The organism is Paenibacillus sp. J22R232 (assembly GCF_056269165.1).
Genome location: NZ_JBWDNK010000001.1, coordinates 1,142,109 through 1,161,456, shown reverse-complemented (window position 1 = coordinate 1,161,456; position 19,348 = coordinate 1,142,109). Strand labels below are relative to the sequence as shown.

General features: G+C 45.0%; 17 protein-coding genes. 13 read left to right on the top strand and 4 right to left on the bottom strand.

Going from position 1 to position 19,348, the window contains the following annotated elements:
- Nucleotides 1–5: 5 nt before the first annotated feature.
- Nucleotides 6–722: a vWA domain-containing protein gene (locus AC0YN3_RS05350; RefSeq protein ID WP_475774301.1), complete on the top strand. Its 717-nt coding sequence runs from the start codon at nucleotides 6–8 to the stop codon at nucleotides 720–722.
- A 145-nt stretch (nucleotides 723–867) separates the two neighbouring features.
- Here AC0YN3_RS05350 and AC0YN3_RS05345 read toward each other — a convergent pair whose 3' ends face one another.
- A complete protein-coding gene (locus tag AC0YN3_RS05345) occupies nucleotides 868–1,770 on the bottom strand; it encodes a LysR substrate-binding domain-containing protein (RefSeq protein ID WP_475774036.1) in 903 nt (300 codons plus the stop codon).
- A gap of 139 nt (nucleotides 1,771–1,909) precedes the next feature.
- Between AC0YN3_RS05345 and AC0YN3_RS05340 the strand changes: the two genes are divergently transcribed.
- From AC0YN3_RS05340 to AC0YN3_RS05330, 3 genes are all read left to right on the top strand, one after another.
- Nucleotides 1,910–2,524, top strand: a complete 615-nt coding sequence (locus AC0YN3_RS05340; RefSeq protein WP_475774035.1) for an acyl-CoA thioesterase — start codon at nucleotides 1,910–1,912, stop codon at nucleotides 2,522–2,524.
- Nucleotides 2,525–2,584: 60 nt separating this feature from the next.
- Complete coding sequence (locus tag AC0YN3_RS05335) at nucleotides 2,585–2,968, top strand: hypothetical protein (RefSeq protein WP_475774034.1); 384 nt, start codon at nucleotides 2,585–2,587, stop codon at nucleotides 2,966–2,968.
- Nucleotides 2,969–3,128: 160 nt separating this feature from the next.
- Nucleotides 3,129–4,028, top strand: coding sequence for a hypothetical protein (locus AC0YN3_RS05330; RefSeq protein ID WP_475774033.1), 900 nt, complete (start codon nucleotides 3,129–3,131; stop codon nucleotides 4,026–4,028).
- Between the two features lie 113 nt (nucleotides 4,029–4,141).
- Here the strand turns inward: AC0YN3_RS05330 and AC0YN3_RS05325 are convergent, their stop codons facing one another.
- Both AC0YN3_RS05325 and AC0YN3_RS05320 read right to left on the bottom strand, forming a co-directional pair.
- The gene (locus tag AC0YN3_RS05325) at nucleotides 4,142–4,435 is read right to left on the bottom strand and encodes a hypothetical protein (RefSeq protein WP_475774032.1); all 294 of its coding nucleotides are present in this window, start codon (nucleotides 4,433–4,435) and stop codon (nucleotides 4,142–4,144) included.
- 280 nt (nucleotides 4,436–4,715) lie between these two features.
- Nucleotides 4,716–5,144, bottom strand: coding sequence for a VOC family protein (locus tag AC0YN3_RS05320; RefSeq protein ID WP_475774031.1), 429 nt, complete (start codon nucleotides 5,142–5,144; stop codon nucleotides 4,716–4,718).
- Between the two features lie 710 nt (nucleotides 5,145–5,854).
- On the opposite strand from AC0YN3_RS05320, the gene AC0YN3_RS05315 reads away from it, so the two are divergent.
- From AC0YN3_RS05315 to AC0YN3_RS05305, 3 genes are all read left to right on the top strand, one after another.
- The gene (locus tag AC0YN3_RS05315; protein WP_475774030.1) at nucleotides 5,855–6,562 is read left to right on the top strand and encodes a DUF7002 family protein; all 708 of its coding nucleotides are present in this window, start codon (nucleotides 5,855–5,857) and stop codon (nucleotides 6,560–6,562) included.
- Nucleotides 6,563–6,910: 348 nt separating this feature from the next.
- Nucleotides 6,911–12,337 carry a beta strand repeat-containing protein gene (locus tag AC0YN3_RS05310; RefSeq protein ID WP_475774029.1) on the top strand — a complete coding sequence of 1,809 codons (5,427 nt, stop codon included), beginning with the start codon at nucleotides 6,911–6,913 and terminating at the stop codon, nucleotides 12,335–12,337.
- 123 nt (nucleotides 12,338–12,460) lie between these two features.
- Complete coding sequence (locus AC0YN3_RS05305; protein WP_475774028.1) at nucleotides 12,461–13,042, top strand: S-Ena type endospore appendage; 582 nt, start codon at nucleotides 12,461–12,463, stop codon at nucleotides 13,040–13,042.
- Between the two features lie 53 nt (nucleotides 13,043–13,095).
- Here AC0YN3_RS05305 and AC0YN3_RS05300 read toward each other — a convergent pair whose 3' ends face one another.
- Nucleotides 13,096–13,437, bottom strand: coding sequence for a DUF3992 domain-containing protein (locus AC0YN3_RS05300; RefSeq protein ID WP_475774027.1), 342 nt, complete (start codon nucleotides 13,435–13,437; stop codon nucleotides 13,096–13,098).
- Between the two features lie 238 nt (nucleotides 13,438–13,675).
- Between AC0YN3_RS05300 and AC0YN3_RS05295 the strand changes: the two genes are divergently transcribed.
- The 6 genes from AC0YN3_RS05295 to AC0YN3_RS05270 all read left to right on the top strand — a co-directional run bounded on the left by AC0YN3_RS05295 (nucleotide 13,676) and on the right by AC0YN3_RS05270 (nucleotide 19,328).
- A complete protein-coding gene (locus AC0YN3_RS05295; RefSeq protein WP_475774026.1) occupies nucleotides 13,676–14,251 on the top strand; it encodes a TetR/AcrR family transcriptional regulator in 576 nt (191 codons plus the stop codon).
- 71 nt (nucleotides 14,252–14,322) lie between these two features.
- A complete protein-coding gene (locus AC0YN3_RS05290) occupies nucleotides 14,323–14,736 on the top strand; it encodes a hypothetical protein (RefSeq protein ID WP_475774025.1) in 414 nt (137 codons plus the stop codon).
- 57 nt (nucleotides 14,737–14,793) lie between these two features.
- A complete protein-coding gene (locus AC0YN3_RS05285; protein WP_475774024.1) occupies nucleotides 14,794–15,558 on the top strand; it encodes an SDR family NAD(P)-dependent oxidoreductase in 765 nt (254 codons plus the stop codon).
- Nucleotides 15,559–16,279: 721 nt separating this feature from the next.
- A complete protein-coding gene (locus AC0YN3_RS05280) occupies nucleotides 16,280–17,860 on the top strand; it encodes a spore germination protein (protein WP_475774023.1) in 1,581 nt (526 codons plus the stop codon).
- A gap of 24 nt (nucleotides 17,861–17,884) precedes the next feature.
- On the top strand, nucleotides 17,885–19,096 hold the full coding sequence (locus tag AC0YN3_RS05275) for a Ger(x)C family spore germination protein (RefSeq protein WP_475774022.1): 1,212 nt from the start codon (nucleotides 17,885–17,887) through the stop codon (nucleotides 19,094–19,096).
- 1 nt (nucleotide 19,097) lies between these two features.
- Nucleotides 19,098–19,328 (top strand): hypothetical protein, encoded by a 231-nt coding sequence (locus tag AC0YN3_RS05270; protein ID WP_475774021.1) that lies wholly within the window; start codon nucleotides 19,098–19,100, stop codon nucleotides 19,326–19,328.
- Nucleotides 19,329–19,348 lie beyond the last annotated feature (20 nt).

Below are 19,348 nucleotides of genomic sequence, written 5' to 3'. Positions count from 1 at the left end.
TCGAAATCGAAAGCGGGTCTACAGAGGCTGCGGCTGCGGTAGAGGAGCTTGTACGTTCGCCAATTGATTTGCGTAAGAAGCTGGTTCAAATAACATTGGAGAAAAAACAGCTCACACATGTGGTTGCAAGAGTGGGAATCGTGCTCGATATTACCGGCTCCATGCAAACCTTGTACAAAAACGGCACCGTGCAGGAGGTCGTTGAGCGCATATTGGCAGTCGCAAGCAAATTCGATGACAACGGCACTATGGATGTATGGGTGTATGATACGCATTTCAGCCGATTGCCGTCTGTGACGGAACAAGATTTCGGACATTATGTTCAAAATAACATTTTGAATAACAATGCCATTCATAAATTCGGACGTAACAACGAGCCTCCTGTCATGGAGGACGTAATCAAGAAATATACGGACGAGGAAGATGACGGAACGCCTGTATTTATTATTTTCATTAACGACGGCGGAGTCGTCAAGCCAATCAAGAAGGTGATTACTGCTGCATCCGTACATCCGATCTTCTGGCAGTTCGTAGGCATTGGCCATTCCGATTTTGAAGTGCTCAGGCAGCTGGATACGATGGAGGGACGCGTCGTCGATAATGCGAACTTCTTTCATCTGGACGATATCGCGGCAGTTACTGACGAGGTGCTGTACGATCAATTGCTGAATGAATTTCCGAGCTGGCTGAAGGCTGCGAAAGAGAAACGTATTATTCGGTGAGAATCAAGGCAAAGGTACTCTAGGCCAAGTTGAATAAGAGCCAGTTCCTCTATGGTTGAGGAACTGGCTCGTTTATTATTTTCCATTGTACGGGGAACACTTTGAGCAAAGAGCTATCCGCCACTTGAAAAAGCGTATAGCTCTTTTATTGCTTTGGGCTATGTTCACCGAGCTCAGCTTCAACAAACCGAATCCATTCCTTCGATGCGAAGGATAAATATTTGTCTTTCCGCCAGATCATAGACAATTGCCAAGGAATGGCCGGCTTCTCGACGAATACCGTGTGAAACCGATTGCTGTCCAATTGAAGGCAAATCCCTTCAGGCAGCAGGGTAATGCCATACTTGGCGGCGACCATCTCCGTCATGAAATCCCACTGAGAGCTCTCGAACACAATTCTCGGCTCGAAGCCGGCTGCTTCACAATGCTCCTTAATGACCTGCTGGATCGTGAAATCGCTGCGGAACATGATGAAGGATTCCCGCTCCAGCTGCGAGAGCTGAACGTTGTTCATAAGTGCTAACGGGTGCTCAAGGTGGACAACCAATCTTAGGTTTTCGTTAATGCACGGCAATACATGGTATCTTTCCATATCTCTAATCGGGAGGATGACCATGCTGAAATCCAATTCGCCTTGAAGAATATCATGCTCAAGACTTTTACCGCCTTGTTCAATGATCTGCAGCTTGATTTGCGGATAATGGGTTAGAAATTTCTCAATGACAGAAGGCAAAAAATAGCTGCCGACCATAGGCGGTATGCCTAGGCGAAGCGTCCCTTTCTTTAGGGAAACAACCTCCTCCAGCTCACTCGACAAATCCTCGAACGATTGAATAATAGGTTTAGCCGATCGCAAGATGGACATGCCTGCGTCTGTTAAAATGATTTTCTTGGCAGACCGATCAATCAGTTGTACGCCTAGCTCCTCTTCAAGGAGCCTTATCATTTTGGAGAGTGAGGGTTGGCTGAGATGCAGCATTCGGGCTGCTTGCGTGAAGCTTCCCGCTTCAGCGACCGCAACAAAATAAGTCAATTGCTTAAGGTCCATAAAGGTTCCTCCTTTGCGTAAAATATATATTCTACTATAGTTAAAAGGAATGATAACTATTCAATATATATATTTTACCTATATGTTTGTGGGGTGTAAACTTAGCCCTAACAAAATTATTGAAGGAAAAGGTGTTACCATGAACCTATTAAGCAAAGTTGCCATACCCCATGCATCCCGTCCCGCTTCAGAGTCGCTTACCATAAAAGAGTCGATCGTACTTCCGCCGGATACGAATCATCATGGCACGATATTTGGCGGCAAGCTGATGGCCTACATTGACGATGTGGCTACGATTGCTGCAACTAAGCATTCACGCCGTCCCGTTGTGACAGCGTCTACGGATTCCGTGGATTTTCTCTATCCTGTAAAAAAAGGAGATGCAGTAAGCTTGTCGGCGTTCGTCGCTTGGTCGCATAAAACCTCTATGGAGGTGTTCGTTCGTGTCGTGACGGAGGATTTGCTGTCCGGAAAACGCAAAGTGTGCGCTACCTCATTCTTAACGTTTGTCGCGCTAGGCGATGATGGCAAACCGGTAGAAGTACCAGGTGTAAACGCAATATCTGATGAAGAAAGACTGCTATTCGATACAGCACCTGAGCGGAAGGAGGCGCGCCGCATTCGCAGGCAGGAAAGCAAGCATTTTGCTAACTATATGGGTACGGACTCTGCCATTAAGCATGCATATATGCCTGCGTTATCTGGACAATCCGCTAATAAAGGATATGAATCAGCTTGGGGTGTTGAATGGTAATAGGGATAACCTATTGCTACATACGTTATACAAAGCGTGGTGCTAGGAGATGAGTATGCCATGAGCCATTTAGGAAACGTTGTTGCGAAGCTGCTGATATATATAGCTGTATTCTTGTTTGCGATTCCGGCGATACTCTTATCCATTCTTGTGATCGGTCTGACGGAGGATATGAAATCAGGAGCAATGATGCTCCTGACAGCATCCGTTCTTTTTCTAGTGCTCAGGCTTAATCTGAGTCAACGTTCGCTTGAGTCAAGAAGACATGATTATGGTAGATATATCCAGAAGGATGACGATTATGATGAACGCAGTATGAGCATGACGAGGGAATATGCACCGCCACCTCCATTAAGTGATATATACCGCGAAATGATCGATCAAAACGGTGAAACAGAAGAGCTTTATCGTATGATTATCGCGTGCAACAAGATCGATGATTAGCCGCTTTTCTTTTTTTTATGATTATTGATTGATTAGTCAATCAATTTATATATCCCTTATTTTGAAGGATGAAATTGGCATATTAAAAAATATTAATCCCATAATCCCCCTCATATCAGCTAAGATGTGCGAAAGCTTAGGAATAAAGGGGATGATTTGCATGGAGAAAAAAAGATGCTTATTTTGTTCGGAGTTTGTACCTGTAGAGCAAAAGGGAGAGCATGTCCATTTTATTGGATGCCACTGTGCGCCGAATAGCTTCTATGGCTTGATAAGCGACGATTATCTAACGATTCACTCGTTGCCATATACGGTTAAGAATAAACGGTTTTCACTCATTTCGGGATATATAAGGGAGAAGACAGACTGCGGAGAAAAAGTATGGCTTGGCATGGAAGAAATAGAAACAATCGAGGATGTAGCGACAATTCCGGTAACAATCGAGGATAAGGAGAACCGGCTGCTTCAGTATATTTATCGCAACGCGGAAGGTCCTGAGGATTCTATCCTCATACAACCGTTAAGCAATCATTTCAATTTGACGTACTCTCCGAATTTGCAAGAGCTGGTTTACATTATCGAGAAGCTCAAAGAAGCACAGCTGCTGATCAGGGAAGGTCTGAGCTTCAAGCTGACGGAAAAAGGCTGGAACGCGGCAGCGGCAAGCGCTGGGGGAAGAAAGCTCAAATCATGCTGTGTATTGCTGCCGGAAGATGAGGATACGCGCAGTACGTGGCTGGTAGACATTTTTCCGAAAATAGAGCAATGCGGATTTCTGCCAAGGCTGCTTCAGCAAGCGGACCCGGAACAAATCGAGACAAAGTCATTACTTGAATACTCAGAAAGCAAGCTTATGATCGCCGATATAACAGAGCACTCACCGGAGGTGTATTTTGCTGCCGGATATGGGCTCGGAAAAAATATACCCGTCATTTGGACGATGAGAAGCAGCGAGCATGCAGAGCTTTCTGTTCGCTCGCATCCGATTCGTCCGTTGATGTGGGAGAATACGGCGGATCTTGCATCTATGCTGCAGCAAAGATTGAATAGTAGGACATAGTTGGAAACCTTTTTTTAAAGATGAAACATTCAAAAAACACACGCAATAGTGGGTGTGTTTTTTGTTATTTATAAATGAGTATACCAATCATGAAAGGTTGCCATCCAGTCTTTTTAGCTGCACATTGTCGTTGGTTTCAACGCTGCATTGAAAGCAGCCCGGTTCTGCCATAGGAAGGATAAGATTTCAGCTTGCTCTTCAAAAAAGTATTCTTGGTTATCCAAATAGTCTTGTCCAAGCCCATGCACGCTGAAGCGTTCCTCACCATAACTCATCAATGTCCATTGGCCGCCGCGCTTACGGTCATCAAATACGAGATAAAATTTTTGGCCTTCGTTGTCCCATTGTGCTAGTTCTTGAAAATGGTCTAAAATAAAATGAATGTCTGTTTTCTTTTTAATCAGCATGAGCAATCTCCTCTTTCTGTATAAATATGGTTGGCATATTTAGTTATGGACTTGCATAAGAACAACACAAGAATATCTGATTTTACTGAAAAAGTATGTCAAACGATAGGAGCGGAATTTAGGATTGTTTGACGGAAATTGGCGATGGCCATTCGAATCAAAAGGTGGGAGATGATTGTTACTAACATATATAAACGGAGGGAACGTCAAAATTGAAGAGAGAGAGAGGCACTAACTGAAACGATAGAGAATGCCTCTCCACTAAAACAAAAGCAATAAACTAAACTTCAACTGTTTCGCTATCCACGCTTACTTGCCAATAAATTCCAAATTTATCGGTGAGTTGACCATAACATGTGCTCCAGAAAGTCGGTTGAAGCTCCATTGTAACTTTCCCGCCATCTGAAAGCTTTTCGAAAAGACTTCTCGTTTGCTGCTCATCTTGGCTAACAATGGTTAAATTGATATGATTCCCTACTTTAAAGGGCGAGCCCGGAAACACATCTGAGAACATGACGATCTTTCCCATTATGTTGACTCTTGCGTGCATGATTAATGACTTTGCTTCGTCAGGCAGCGTATATTCAGGGTTTGACGGCATATCACCAAATGTTGCGAGGTGCGTGACTTCTGATCCGAATACTTCGGCATAAAACGATGTAGCTTCACGGCAATTTCCATTAAAATTCAAATAAATCTCAAGTGACATGTTCAAGACTCCTTCACGTTTTTTATGTAATGGCTTGTCCTCATATTCTAGTCCAGGGTTTTACTTAACCCGTATTTCTCGCAATTGAGACCCTGTTGACTTGATTCTAAGCATTTACCGTACTTCATGCAAATCCCAACAGACAAATGATTGGATCTGGTTGTTTTAAAGGCCGTTTTATATAGGAAACTAACTTCGGCACGTACATGAACCTCTTCGCAAATCATGCAATAAAAATTCTCCTCTTCAACCATTCTCCGTTCCTCCAAATAGGATTTCAATTAGCCAAAACAGTATTTACCCAATTTTTATCAGGTTGAAACATCAGTGAGAAAAATTTAACAATTTAAAAAGCTGCGCGAATGGAGAGTGTTTGATATCGGCATACAAGCATGAAAATGGCCCTCAGATTATGAGGGCCAAGTTTTTGCTATTAGTAGCCTCCGCCAAATACACCACAGCTACAAGCGATAATCACCAATAGGATGAAAAGCACAAGGATCGTTCCAGTGTTATTGAAAGCACCACCTACAAGACCGGACATAGTATACAGCACCTCCTTGCATGTTGAGTACTCAGTAATGTATGCCATTCGTTTCTTATATGATTGGGTGTTTGTTCCGGTGGCAAAAGAACCGTGACATTCGCGGAGTTTGAACTTAATCCAATCAATGGTATCCTGATAAGAAAACAGATTAAGCAGGTGCAGGATGTCGAAGGATGAGATCATTGCGGATGTGACTAGAACCAAGGGGAGAAAAAGGTTATACCATTTCACAAGAGTAAAAAACTTAAGCGTGATTTCACAACTTGATTCGTTGTACTCAAGCCAATTGTTATATCCACAGTCAAATGCGGAACGACGAATAACACCGATAGAGGTGGGTTTTCGGAATCAAAGCGTGATTGTGAACGCTCATCTCCGAATTCCAGACCAGATGATTGATACATCTTTCACACAGGAGCAGTTTCGCGCTTGTTTGAATGCTCATGTGTTTTTTTGGCCGACAATTAGAGATTGCCGAAAGATGGTTGAAACGTACGCAAAAAGAGAAAAAAACGAGGATTTTGCCGTACTTGAATTTGATGCTCATGCATTTCTACAGGAACATTATTCGGATATAAAAATTACGAAATACGATTCGGGAAGCTCGCCGAGATATCCACAAAAATGTTTATATAGGAAAAGTCCGAACATGTTTTTGCCATTGCAGCTTTTTAAAAGAAATAGGAGCCCACTTGTTCCAGTTAAACCTTCAGAGATCAAAGAGGTTTTGGTAGAAAACCAGGCTTCTTCGATTTCAAAGCACTTGGTCGCGGTTTATACGAAAGATAATCGTCATATTCCAGCCTCTTGGTCTAAATGGGGGAGGCCTTGGTCTGAAATGTGGAATGAGGTTGAATTGAATTTGAAATGATAAATAAAACTACTGAATTTGGATTAATATTGAGCAAGTTAGATGAGTATTTTAAATGCCAAGGAAGATGGATTTGACTAGAAGGCCATTGTCATGAATTGAAAGCATTTTACATGTTTTTACAATGAAATAATGTGACTACTTCCGTAACCCCTTGCTCATGCAGCAAGGGTTTTTTTGCTGTTTGCAATATTTATCTGAGAGGCTTTAGTACAATCAATTTCATCTAAACATTCATTTAATAGTATGAAGCAGTTTTTAGATTGCAAATGAATTAAAGAATATAGCGGATTACGTTTCAAATAGATGAGTTGATCGTCAAAGTCAATGTGTAGAGGAGAGGGACCATTGCTGGATGGCAGAAGCTCTAGATCGAACAAATACGGCTTAGAGTGTTCATGCACCGCATGTAAGGGGTCAGGTTCTTTAAGCTGCGATGGCATTTCTCGTAAGAGTGGTATTACGGGAGCTACTGGGGTAACAGGAGTAACAGGTGAGACAGGCGCGAACGGAGTAACTGGTGCAACTGGAACAACAGGAACAACAGGAACAACAGGAGTAACAGGTGAAACTGGCGCAACTGGCGCAATTGGTGTAACGGGAGCAACTGGAATTACTGGCGTAACAGGAGAAACAGGTTCAACAGGAGTAACAGGAGCAACTGGTGCAAATGGTGCAAATGGTGTAACGGGGGCAACTGGAGTAACAGGAATAACTGGAACAACCGGGGCAACAGGAATAACTGGACCGACAGGTGCAAGCGGAGCAACAGGCGTAACCGGACCGACAGGGACAACAGGTGCAGCAGGAGCCACTGGCGAAACTGGAGCAACAGGGGTAATCGGAGCAACTGGTGTAACGGGAGCCACTGGAAATACTGGCGTAACAGGAGTAACAGGTGAAACTGGCGCAATTGGTATAACGGGGACAACAGGAGCAGCAGGAGCAACGGGAGCAACGGGGGGAACTGGAGTCACTGGTCAAACTGGAATAACTGGAACAGCCGGAGCAACAGGGGCAACAGGAGAAACTGGTGCAATTGGTGTAACGGGGGCAACTGGAATAACAGGAGCAACCGGAGCAACTGGAATAACAGGAGCAACTGGAGCAACTGGAGCAACCGGAGAAACCGGGGTAACTGGCGAAACTGGCGTAACCGGAATAACAGGAACAACAGGAACAACAGGAACAACAGGAACAACAGGAACAACAGGAGCAACAGGAGCAACTGGTGCAATTGGTGTAACAGGGACAATCGGAGCAACTGGAGTAACAGGAATAACAGGAGTAACTGGAGTCACTGGAGTCACTGGAGTCACTGGCGAGACTGGAGCAACAGGGGTAATCGGAGCAACTGGTGCAATTGGTGTAACGGGGGCAACTGGAATAACAGGAGCAACAGGAGCAACAGGTACAACAGGAGCCACTGGCGAAACTGGCACAATTGGTGTAACAGGAATAACTGGTGTAACTGGAGCAACCGGAACAACTGGAGTCACTGGTCAAACGGGAGCAAATGGAGAAACCGGGGTAAATGGAGTCACTGGCGCAACTGGTGCAATTGGTGTAACAGGGACAATCGGAGCAACTGGAGCAACTGGAGCAACTGGAGCAACTGGAGCAACTGGAGAAACTGGAGCAACTGGAGTCACTGGTCAAACGGGAGCAATCGGAGAAACCGGGGTAACTGGCGAAACTGGCGCAACAGGAGCAACAGGAACAACAGGGACATCAGGTGAAACTGGCGCAATTGGTGTAACGGGGGCAACTGGAGCAACTGGAGTCACTGGTCAAACGGGAGCAATCGGAGAAACCGGGGTAACTGGCGAAACTGGCGCAACAGGAGCAACAGGAACAACAGGAACAACAGGGACATCAGGTGAAACTGGCGCAATTGGTGTAACGGGGGCAACTGGAGTAACTGGCGAAACTGGCGAAACTGGCGTAACAGGAACAACAGGGACAACAGGGACAACAGGTGAAACTGGCGCAATTGGTTTAACGGGGGCAACTGGAGTCACTGGAGCAACAGGAGTAACAGGAGAAACAGGGGTTACAGGAACAACAGGAACAACCGGAGCAACAGGAGCAACAGGAGCAACAGGAGCAACAGGCGTAACAGGCGTAACAGGCGTAACAGGTGCAATTGGTGTAACGGGGACAACAGGTGCCACTGGCGAAACTGGAGCAACAGGGGTAATCGGAGCAACCGGAGCAACTGGCGAAACTGGCGTAACCGGAACAACAGGAACTACAGGGACAACAGGAACAACAGGAACAACAGGAACAACAGGGACAACAGGGACAACAGGGACAACAGGGACAACAGGGACAACAGGGACAACAGGAACAACAGGAGCAACAGGAACAACAGGAACAACAGGAACAACCGGAGCAACAGGTACAACAGGAACAACAGGAACAACAGGAACAACAGGAGCAACTGGAGCAGCTGGTACAACAGGAACAACAGGAACAACAGGCGTAACTGGCGCAATTGGTGTAACGGGTACAACAGGAGCAACTGGCGAAACTGGAACAACAGGAGCAACAGGAACAAACGGAATAACCGGAATAACCGGAATAACCGGAACGACAGGAATAACTGGAACAACAGGAACAACCGGAGCAACAGGAGCAACAGGAGCAACTGGAGAAGCTGGTACAACTGGAACAACAGGCGAAACTGGCGCAATTGGTGTAACGGGGACAACCGGAGCAACTGGCGAAACTGGAACAACAGGTACAACCGGAGCAACAGGAGCAACAGGAGCAACAGGAGCAATAGGGACAACAGGCGTAACAGGCGAAACTGGCGCAATTGGTGTAACGGGGACAACAGGAGCAACAGGAGCAACAGGCGAAACTGGAGTAACCGGAGCAACAGGAGCAACAGGTGATACTGGCGCAATTGGTGTAACGGGTGCAACAGGAACAACAGGCGAAACTGGAGTAACAGGAATAACTGGAACAACCGGAGTAACAGGTGAAACTGGCGTAATTGGTGTAACGGGGACAACAGGAGCAACAGGAGCAACAGGACCAGCTGGTACAACTGGAACAACAGGCGAAACTGGAACAACAGGAGCAAATGGTGTAACTGGAATAACAGGAGCAACAGGAGCAAACGGAATAATCGGACCGACAGGATTAACAGGAGCAACTGGTGTAACGGGGACAACTGGAATAACAGGAGCAACTGGAATCACTGGTCAAACTGGCGCAATCGGAGAAACCGGGGTAACTGGCGCAACTGGCGCAACAGGACCAACTGGTGCAATTGGTGTAACAGGAACAACCGGAGCAACAGGAGCAACAGGAACAACAGGAACAACAGGAACAACAGGAACAACAGGAACAACAGGAACAACAGGAACAACAGGAACAACCGGAGCAACAGGTACAACAGGTACAACAGGAACAACAGGAACAACAGGAACAACAGGAGCAGCTGGTACAACAGGAACAACAGGCGTAACTGGCGCAATTGGTGTAACGGGTACAACAGGAGCAACTGGCGAAACTGGAACAACAGGAGCAACAGGTGAAACTGGCGCAATTGGAGTAACTGGGATAACAGGAGCAACAGGAACAAACGGAATAACCGGAACGACAGGAATAACTGGAACAACCGGAGCAACAGGAGCAACAGGAGCAACTGGAGCAACTGGAGAAGCTGGTACAACTGGAACAACAGGCGAAACTGGCGCAATTGGTGTAACGGGGACAACAGGAGCAACAGGAGCGACAGGAGCGACAGGAGCAACAGGAGCAAATGGTGTAACTGGAATAACAGGAGCAAACGGAATAATCGGACCGACAGGATTAACAGGAGCAAACGGAACAACAGGAGTAACAGGAGCAACTGGTGTAACAGGGGCAACTGGAATAACAGGAGCAACTGGAATCACTGGTCAAACTGGCGCAATCGGAGAAACCGGGGTAACTGGCGAAACTGGCGCAACAGGACCAACTGGTGCAATTGGTGTAACAGGGACAATCGGAGCAACTGGAGTAACAGGAATAACAGGAACAACGGGAACAACGGGAACAACAGGAGTAACTGGAGTCACTGGCGAGACTGGAGCAAGCGGAGCAACAGGCGTAACCGGGCCTACAGGAACAACAGGAGCAACCGGAGCAACCGGAGCAACAGGAATAACCGGAGCAACTGGAGCAACGGGGGCAACTGGAGTCACTGGTCAAACTGGAATAACTGGAACAGCCGGAGCAACAGGAGCAACAGGGGCAACAGGGGCAACAGGGGCAACTGGAGTGACAGGAATAACTGGAACAACCGGACCAACAGGGACAACAGGAGCCACTGGCGAAACTGGCGCAACAGGGGTAACTGGAGTTACTGGAGTTACTGGCGAAACTGGCGCAACCGGAGCAACCGGAGCAGTTGGAATAACTGGCGTAGCTGGAGCAACAGGTGAAACTGGTGCAATTGGTGTAACGGGGGCAACTGGAATAACAGGAGCAACTGGAATCACTGGTCAAACTGGCGCAATCGGAGAAACCGGGGTAACTGGCGAAACTGGCGCAACAGGACCAACTGGTGCAATTGGTGTAACAGGGACAATCGGAGCAACTGGAGTAACTGGAGTAACAGGAATAACAGGAACAACGGGAACAACAGGAACAACAGGAGTAACAGGAGCAACAGGAACAACAGGAGCAACAGGCGTAACCGGGCCGACAGGAATAACAGGAACAACAGGAACAACCGGAGTAACAGGAGCAACAGGAGCAACAGGAGCAGCTGGTACAACTGGAACAACAGGCGTAACAGGCGTAACAGGCGAAACTGGCGCAATTGGTGTAACGGGGACAACAGGAGCCACTGGCGAAACTGGCGCAACAGGGGTAATCGGAGCAACCGGAGCAACTGGAGTAACTGGCGAAACTGGCGTAACAGGAACAACAGGAACAACAGGAACAACCGGAGCAACAGGAGCAACAGGTGATGCTGGCGCAATTGGTGTAACGGGAGCAACAGGAACAACAGGAACAACAGGCGAAACTGGAGTAACAGGAATAACTGGAACAACCGGAGTAACAGGTGAAACTGGCGCAATTGGTGTAACGGGGGCAACCGGAGCAACTGGCGTAACTGGAGTAACAGGAGTAGCAGGAGCAACTGGCACAACTGGCACAACTGGAATAACAGGAGTGACAGGTGAAACTGGAGCAACGGGTCAAACAGGAACAACAGGACCAACAGGTGCATCTGGTATAACCGGAGCAACCGGTCAAACAGGAACAACAGGGGCAACAGGTCCTAACTTTGCTGCACAAGGATTTTCAGCTTTCTTATCTACTTTGTCTATTTCTGCTAGTTCCCAGTTGACTAACTGGTCTGTAGCATCACCATATTTCGGGAATGCCAATTTTAATGCTGTTACTGGGAATTATACAATCCCAGCAACCGGCAGATATTCAATACTTGCTACAATAAACTATGTGACGACAGCAGCCATCTCTGCAGTCCTTGGCGCAGGGGTTAATCCTTTCTTCGTGGTTCAGAGAACCTCACCTACTGTCACAAACCTGGTTAGTGGCTTGCTACCCATTTTAAACGTAAATATTGTCTTATTATTAACACTTAGAGCGGTACTAGGTAACGGAGCAGTAACCCTTGCAGGCGAAGTAACACTTACCGCTGGTGATGTAATCGGATTGTTTTATAACGCAAATGGTTTGACGATTAATCTCAATATTGGAGCAGGTGCGAGTAATGGTGTGGTTTGGTCTGTGCATGAATTAACTTAGCTCAAAATGTTCTGTTGTGTAATATGATGCCTTTCAATAACGCTAGCTATAAACAGACCAACTGTCGCTTCGCAAAATGAAGTCAGTTTACCATATTGAAACCTTGAAAACGGGGATGAGAGAATGACTGAAAAAAACAGAAGGTTTAAGAAAAGAAGAAGTATCTCGTCCACGATCATTCATATAGCCGCCAATCAAGAATCAAAAGAGGAACATGGAAAAACTGGTTGTAATTCAAGAAAAAAACAACGAAAACGTCGCTGTTGTTCCAAAAAGGGTATGCCGGTTTTTCCTTGTCCTCCAAAAAGATGCCATAAAAAAAGACCAAATGCTTGTATTCGCAATAATTGTATGAATCTAGGTAATTGTATGCTTGAAAAAGAGTGCTGTGGCAATTTGCTCATCCAAGGTATTCAAAATGGTATTCAAATATGGGAGACTGATATGGATGCAATTTCGAATATTGTCCAATTAAGTGTATATACTTCGCCATTAAGCACAGATCTCCTATATATAGATACAAACGGAATTGAAGAGCATCAAATGATTGTTCCTGCTGGTAATACAGCAACATTTATTGCTCGTAATGTTCACGCTGTGCGAATATTCGCAAAAGGGAATGAACAAACATATATTGATGGGAAATATGTAATCTCTGCAAGTTTTTATTTTAAAAAATGTGCATGCAGTAAAGAGAACGAATAAGCAAAGTGGTTCATTATGAGACAATGAACCACTCTGCTACAGGGTAATAATAGTTAGAAACTGTATCGAATGGTTATGCAGAACTCCCCGTAAGCAGCAGCCGTTGTAATTAATGTAATCGTATTAAATCGGAAGATCGTAAAAGTAGCACTACCTTTTGCTGGTATTAGCAGTGTATGGAATGGTTCATTAACACCCTGCCTATAAAAGGCTACTTGTACTGACCCAACCTCAGAATCTACTTTTACGTAGCCTGTTCCAATTATGGTCGGTGAGATATTATCCGTATAAATGTTTTGCGCTCCAGCAGTGGAGAATTGCCAATTCGTACAAACCTTATCTTGTACCTTAATTTTGTCCGAGAAGCATCCTGATGATGAGTCGCATTTATGCATATTTACTCCTTTCATCCTTCATACGTGGAGAGGAAAAGTGAAATGTAATTCACTAGCAGGATAAAGTAATAGCTTTGAACGAAACTATTCACGTATGAGATTTATACAATATTAAATGCAGGTGCTTCTTTAGTTGCTTGGACAGCCGCCTTTCATTTAAGAACGATCAGTAAAAAATTATACTTTACCGATCGTTCTCAATGTGTTATTATCATTTCGAGAGGAGGGGATAAACAGAGTGGCAAGGGCTAAAGAGTTTGACGATGACGTAGTTTTGTTAAAGGCCATGAAGCTGTTTTGGGAACAAGGTTACGAAAAAACGTCAATAAATGATCTTGTCGAGCATATGGGAATTCATCGCAGAAGCTTATATGACACATTTGGCGACAAACATAAGCTTTACCTGACAGCGATTGACCGTTATAGCAAGCTGGTCAACGCTGAGCTTCATATAGGTTTACATGGAGCAAGCCCTACACAGGCAATTGGGTTCATGTTCGATTTCATGATCGAAGGTGTTGATGACAGCCCTACGGGTTGCCTATTTGTAAATACGGCTGTCGAACTTGCCTCGCGGGATGATGAGGTAGAGACTAAAGTAAACGAGAGTTTCACTAAATCGGAGCAACTTTTAGCAGATATAATTCATAAAGGGCAGCAATCAGGTGAGTTCACTTCAAGCATAAAGGCAGAAGAGCTTGCCGAAAGTTTACACAATATGCTTCTGGGTCTAAGGGTACTTGCTAGGTCTTCAACCGACAAAGAAAAGCTGTATCGGATTGCTAACGTTTCTAAAAAAATATTAGATAAGTAGGTCGAAAAAATTTTGTTATTTCGAGAATGATCGTTCTCAAATTAAAATAAGCTCAAAGGAGCATGATATAGATGATAGTATTCGAATCCAAACATGGGGAAGTTACGTGGGATGAAGGGCTTAAAGCTGTCGTGATTGAATGGAAAGGTTTTGCATACGGAGAAGAGTTTCAATTAATTATGTTGAAGGGAATTGAATGGATTAAAAAAATGAAAAGTCATTCATTATTGATGGATGCTCGCAAAGGTTCAGCAATAAAACCAGAAGATCAGACGTGGATTGCTCAACATTTTGTTCAACAAGCATTTGGAAATGGACTTCGTTACTTTGCGATGGTGTTGCCTCAAAGCACAATTGCCAAGATGAGTTTGGACCGAACATTAAATGGATTAGGTGAGCTTCCATATCAGCTGGTCAACTTCAGTGACATGGAAGAATCAAGGCGGTGGTTAGCTACAGCTCCAAAGTTGGCAAAAGCATATTAATTTTTTGATAATTCGAGAACGATCATTCTAAAAACAGACCAAAAGGAGATTATTAAAATGGGAAAATTGAATGGGAAAGTAGCAATAATTACTGGAGGAAATAGCGGGATTGGGCTAGCAACAGCAAAGCTGTTCGTGGAACAAGGAGCAAAGGTAGTTATCACTGGACGAAACCAAGCCACTTTGACCGCTGCAATTGAAGAAATAGGACCCGACGATAGTATAGCCGTTCAGGCGGATACTACAGATCCTGAACAAATGAAAAAAGCTGCAATTGCTGCTGTGGAAGCATTCGGCGGGTTGGATATTGTATTCGCTAATGCTGGAATATCTGGCCATACTCCAGCAGGGGGAACAGAACTTTCTTTATTCGAGGAAGTACTGAAGGTCAACGTGACAGGAGTGTTTTTCACAGTGCAATCTGCTTTGCCTTATTTGAGATCTGGAGGCTCGGTAATCTTAAATGGTTCTGTACTTGCTAATGCAGGAAGCCCTGGATGGTCCGCATATGCGGCAAGCAAAGGGGCGGTCGTTAGTATGGCAAAAGTATTGGTTTCGGAATTGTCACCGCGGGGTATACGGGTGAATACCTTGCTGCCTGGAGCAACTAGAACACCTATCTGGGGGGAGCCCGAAGGCTTGGCTAAAATGGAATCTGCACTCACGCGGACTATTCCTCTAGAACGGTTGGGAGAACCGAATGAGATCGCGAATGTAGCTTTGTTCCTAGCATCGGATGAATCTTCGTATGTCCAAGGCGCAGAGATCAGCGTTGATGGCGGGGCCGGATCTTCTCCTTTTGGAGCACCAATTTACCGTTAAGTTGTTGGTATGATTAATTACTGCAATCGGCTTGAATAATGGACATTGTATTATTTCCAAACCAACAAAATGACGTAAATGAACCATGAGTGTGATATTTTGATTCTTGTTTAAAACTGACCGTTTCCTTGATTTGTAGAGGGAACGGTCGTTTTTTTGGATCAGGTTAGGGGAATCCACTAATTATCCTCGATAGGCGATTTTTCCGTTAACTTCACGAATTCCGTTAAATTAACAAATGCCCCAACGCTGTTATTATAAGCGTTGCCCAAATGGATGGAGTATCTAATCCGGGACAGATGCTCCCATTGTTCGTTTCCAAATTCGCAATGATTGCAGTAAATAAACTGGTGAGCTTGTTCATAAGGATGCTCTTGCATATGTATCATTTGATGGTAGCTCGCAAGCGAGGAAATGCCCGCCGGGAAGCTGCCCCCACACCAGCGATAAAAACGCCAGTTACATATGTCCAAGTTAATGATTCTGTTTGTTGAAGGGCAATCAGCTTTTGGTTTAGCTCATAGTAGCTATCCATTCAATCTCATTGGGTTCTGACTGATATTGTTGCACCATTTCGGGCTCATGAGCTACTAATCTATCAGTGTCTTATAAGTGACGATTCAAGCTTAGAGAAAAGCCAGACAGCACTTCTTATTTCTGCCGTAATGGAGGTGCTCATTCCTGGACACACTGTTATAAGCAGGAATTTGGGAGGACAGCGATGCGTTCTATATTCAAACGAAATCAGGCTAATCACAAAGCGAAGACAACAGAGCAGGCATTCCTAAAACAGCAAGGCCCCAATCAGTCCAAACCGGTCATGCTCGCAGAGACGTTGGAGATCATCCGAAAAAACACGGGGAATAGCTCCGATCTGATTATTAGACAATTTCAAATCGATACAGCCGATGCTTCGATTGATGCGGCAATCGTCTATTTGGACGGTATGGCTGATTCAACAATAATTATGGATTCTTTGCTGATTGATGGCAAAGAAACAGGGATCTATCGCAATGCTACTTCAGGCAATTTGGTACAAAAACTGAAGTCATCTCTTCTTAAAGTAGGGGATATAATAACAATTACGAATATGGACAGCATACATATCGCTATTTTCTCAGGGGATGCGATTGTGTTAGTCGATGGAAGTGCGGAGGGCATAGCTGCCGGAGTCCGAAAATGGTCGGAACGTGGAGTCACAGAGCCGCAATCACAGACTGTTATCCGTGGCCCTCGGGAAGGTTTCTCAGAATCAATACGGATCAATACGGCACTCGTGCGTAGAAAAATCAAAGATCCCAACTTGTGGCTCGAGACAAATCCGATTGGGAGGGTCACCAAAACGGACGTTGCCATAATGTTCATAAAAGGCATAGCGAACGAAAAAGTTGTCAATGAGGTAAGAATAAGGTTAGCGCGAATAAATACCGACGCCATCTTGGAAAGCGGTTATATCGAAGAGTTCATACAAGATGAGACCTATTCGCCTTTTCCAACGATTTATAATACGGAGCGTCCTGATGTCGTCGCTGCAGGCTTGCTAGAGGGCCGCGTTGCCATCCTTGTTGACGGAACGCCATTTGTATTGCTTGCGCCTGCTTTGTTCACGCAGTTTCTGCAAACAGCCGAGGATTATTATCAACGTGCAGATATTAGCTCCTTGCTGCGCATCCTTCGTTTTGTATCGCTATTCATCGCCTTATTCGCGCCATCCATCTATATAGCAATCACAACCTTCCATCAAGAAATGATTCCAACGCCACTCTTGATTAATTTTGCCGCTCAACGGGAAGGAATTCCGTTTCCTGCGTTTGTCGAAGCGATCTTAATGGAAGTGACGTTTGAGATTCTGAGAGAAGCAGGCGTTCGGATGCCAAGAGCTGTCGGCCAAGCTGTCTCAATCGTCGGTGCTTTAGTCATCGGGCAAGCAGCAGTGGAGGCAGGTCTAGTTGGTCCGACGATGGTCATTATTGTGTCAATTACGGCAATCTCTAACTTCGTTATCCCTTCCTACAATTTAGGCATTTCGGTACGGATGATTCGATTTATTCTAATGATGCTTGCCGCGTCCTTTGGGTTATTCGGTATTCTTGTCGGCATTATTGCGCTTGTCCTGCATTTATGCAGTCTACGGTCATTTGGCATACCGTATATGTCGCCATTCGGACCGCTCGTTATGGAAGACCAGAATGATAATCTGATCCGCCTTCCACAATGGATGCAGCATCGCAGACCTAGATTTGTTAGTCAAAACAATGAGAGCCGCGCAGAGAGCAAGGAGCCGCGGCCACCGGAATCCTAAGCAGCAGGAATGAGGCGACGATGAATGAGCAAACGGACAAAAGCGGGATGGCTGCTGCTTGTCGCGATCGAATTATTAATATTGACTGGCTGTTGGAATCGAAGGGAGCTTAATGAATTAAGCATAGCATCCGCCTTCGGATTTGATAAAAAGAATGATCAATATCAGCTAACCGTACAAGTAATTAACGCTAGTGAAATAGCTGCAAATAAATCAGGCGGCAAACGAATGCCAGTCATCACTCAGCAATTGGCAGGCGGTGCAACGATATTTGAATCAATGAGGGAGTTAACGAAAACAACGCCGCGTAAAATATACTCCTCCCATATACGCATCATTGTCATTGGAGAGAAGCTCGCACGAGAAGGCATTGCGCCGGTTCTTGATATTCTCTCTAGAGATCATGAGCTTAGAACCGATTTTTATATCATTATCGCTAAAGGTACGAAGGCTGAAGATATACTAAAGGTATTGACTCCGCTGGAGAAAATTCCTTCCAATAAATTGTACTCCTCCTTAAATTCGGCTCAGAACAGCTGGGGAGTTACTTCGAAAATCGATCTTCACGAGCTCATTTTTGATCTGGTGAGCAAAGGCAAGGATCCAGCATTAGCTGCCATTAGAGTAAGCGGCAATCCTAAAACTGGTGAATCTCAAAAAAATCTGGACTCTGTTCATCCGCCAGTAACGCAAGAGTATGACGGCATGGCGGTCTTCCATGAGGATCGTTTGGTTGGCTGGCTCAATCCGTTCGAGAGCAAAGGCTATAATTTTATTCGGGGACAAATCAAAAGCACGATTGTTACCGTCGGTTGTCCCTCAGGCGGCAAAATTAGCATTGAGTTATTGAGAGAGAATACAAAAGTGAAAGCGCGGGTTAATGATGGGAAATTGAATATGAACGTTAAAATCCAAGCTGAGGGTAATGTAGGCGAAGTCGCTTGCGGAACCGAAGATATAGGCAATCCTGAGACCATAAAAGCGTTAGAATTAGCAGCAAACAAGGAAATACTGCGAATGGCTGCCGCTTCAATCACGAAAGCCAAAAAATTAAAATCAGACATATTCGGTTTTGGGAATGCGATTCACCGTTCATATCGGCATTCATGGTATCCACTGGAGAAGGAATGGGACGAGCATTTCGTTCATTTACCGGTGAATATTGAAGTTGAGGTGAGCATACGGCAGACTGGTTCAGTCGTTGAATCGTTTTTGCAAAAGATGAAAGGAGATTGAGATGTGGATTATTATCGTAATCGTTGCTGTCGGTATTATGGCAGCGCTGCAGCTCCCTTCTTTGAACAAAAAAAAACTGCGTAAGGAGCGGACCATCTACCTTCTGCTCCTATTCATAGCATTAGTCTTGGCGTCTTTGGAAAGTTTGAGAATCAAAATCCCAAATCCGCTTGATGCAATTACTATTGCGGTCAAGCCAATAACGATGGTGATCAACTATATCTTCCAATAGGGAAGCGGGAAGGAGACTAC

Coding starts and splice junctions, on each gene's coding strand:
- AC0YN3_RS05345 (WP_475774036.1), bottom strand. CDS start 1,770: ATGGACCTTAAGCAATTGACTTATTTTGTTGCGGTCGCTGAAGCGGGA.
- AC0YN3_RS05340 (WP_475774035.1), top strand. CDS start 1,910: ATGAACCTATTAAGCAAAGTTGCCATACCCCATGCATCCCGTCCCGCT.
- AC0YN3_RS05335 (WP_475774034.1), top strand. CDS start 2,585: ATGAGCCATTTAGGAAACGTTGTTGCGAAGCTGCTGATATATATAGCT.
- AC0YN3_RS05330 (WP_475774033.1), top strand. CDS start 3,129: ATGGAGAAAAAAAGATGCTTATTTTGTTCGGAGTTTGTACCTGTAGAG.
- AC0YN3_RS05325 (WP_475774032.1), bottom strand. CDS start 4,435: ATGCTGATTAAAAAGAAAACAGACATTCATTTTATTTTAGACCATTTT.
- AC0YN3_RS05320 (WP_475774031.1), bottom strand. CDS start 5,144: ATGTCACTTGAGATTTATTTGAATTTTAATGGAAATTGCCGTGAAGCT.
- AC0YN3_RS05315 (WP_475774030.1), top strand. CDS start 5,855: ATGTCGAAGGATGAGATCATTGCGGATGTGACTAGAACCAAGGGGAGA.
- AC0YN3_RS05305 (WP_475774028.1), top strand. CDS start 12,461: ATGACTGAAAAAAACAGAAGGTTTAAGAAAAGAAGAAGTATCTCGTCC.
- AC0YN3_RS05300 (WP_475774027.1), bottom strand. CDS start 13,437: ATGCATAAATGCGACTCATCATCAGGATGCTTCTCGGACAAAATTAAG.
- AC0YN3_RS05290 (WP_475774025.1), top strand. CDS start 14,323: ATGATAGTATTCGAATCCAAACATGGGGAAGTTACGTGGGATGAAGGG.
- AC0YN3_RS05285 (WP_475774024.1), top strand. CDS start 14,794: ATGGGAAAATTGAATGGGAAAGTAGCAATAATTACTGGAGGAAATAGC.
- AC0YN3_RS05280 (WP_475774023.1), top strand. CDS start 16,280: ATGCGTTCTATATTCAAACGAAATCAGGCTAATCACAAAGCGAAGACA.
- AC0YN3_RS05275 (WP_475774022.1), top strand. CDS start 17,885: ATGAGCAAACGGACAAAAGCGGGATGGCTGCTGCTTGTCGCGATCGAA.
- AC0YN3_RS05270 (WP_475774021.1), top strand. CDS start 19,098: ATGTGGATTATTATCGTAATCGTTGCTGTCGGTATTATGGCAGCGCTG.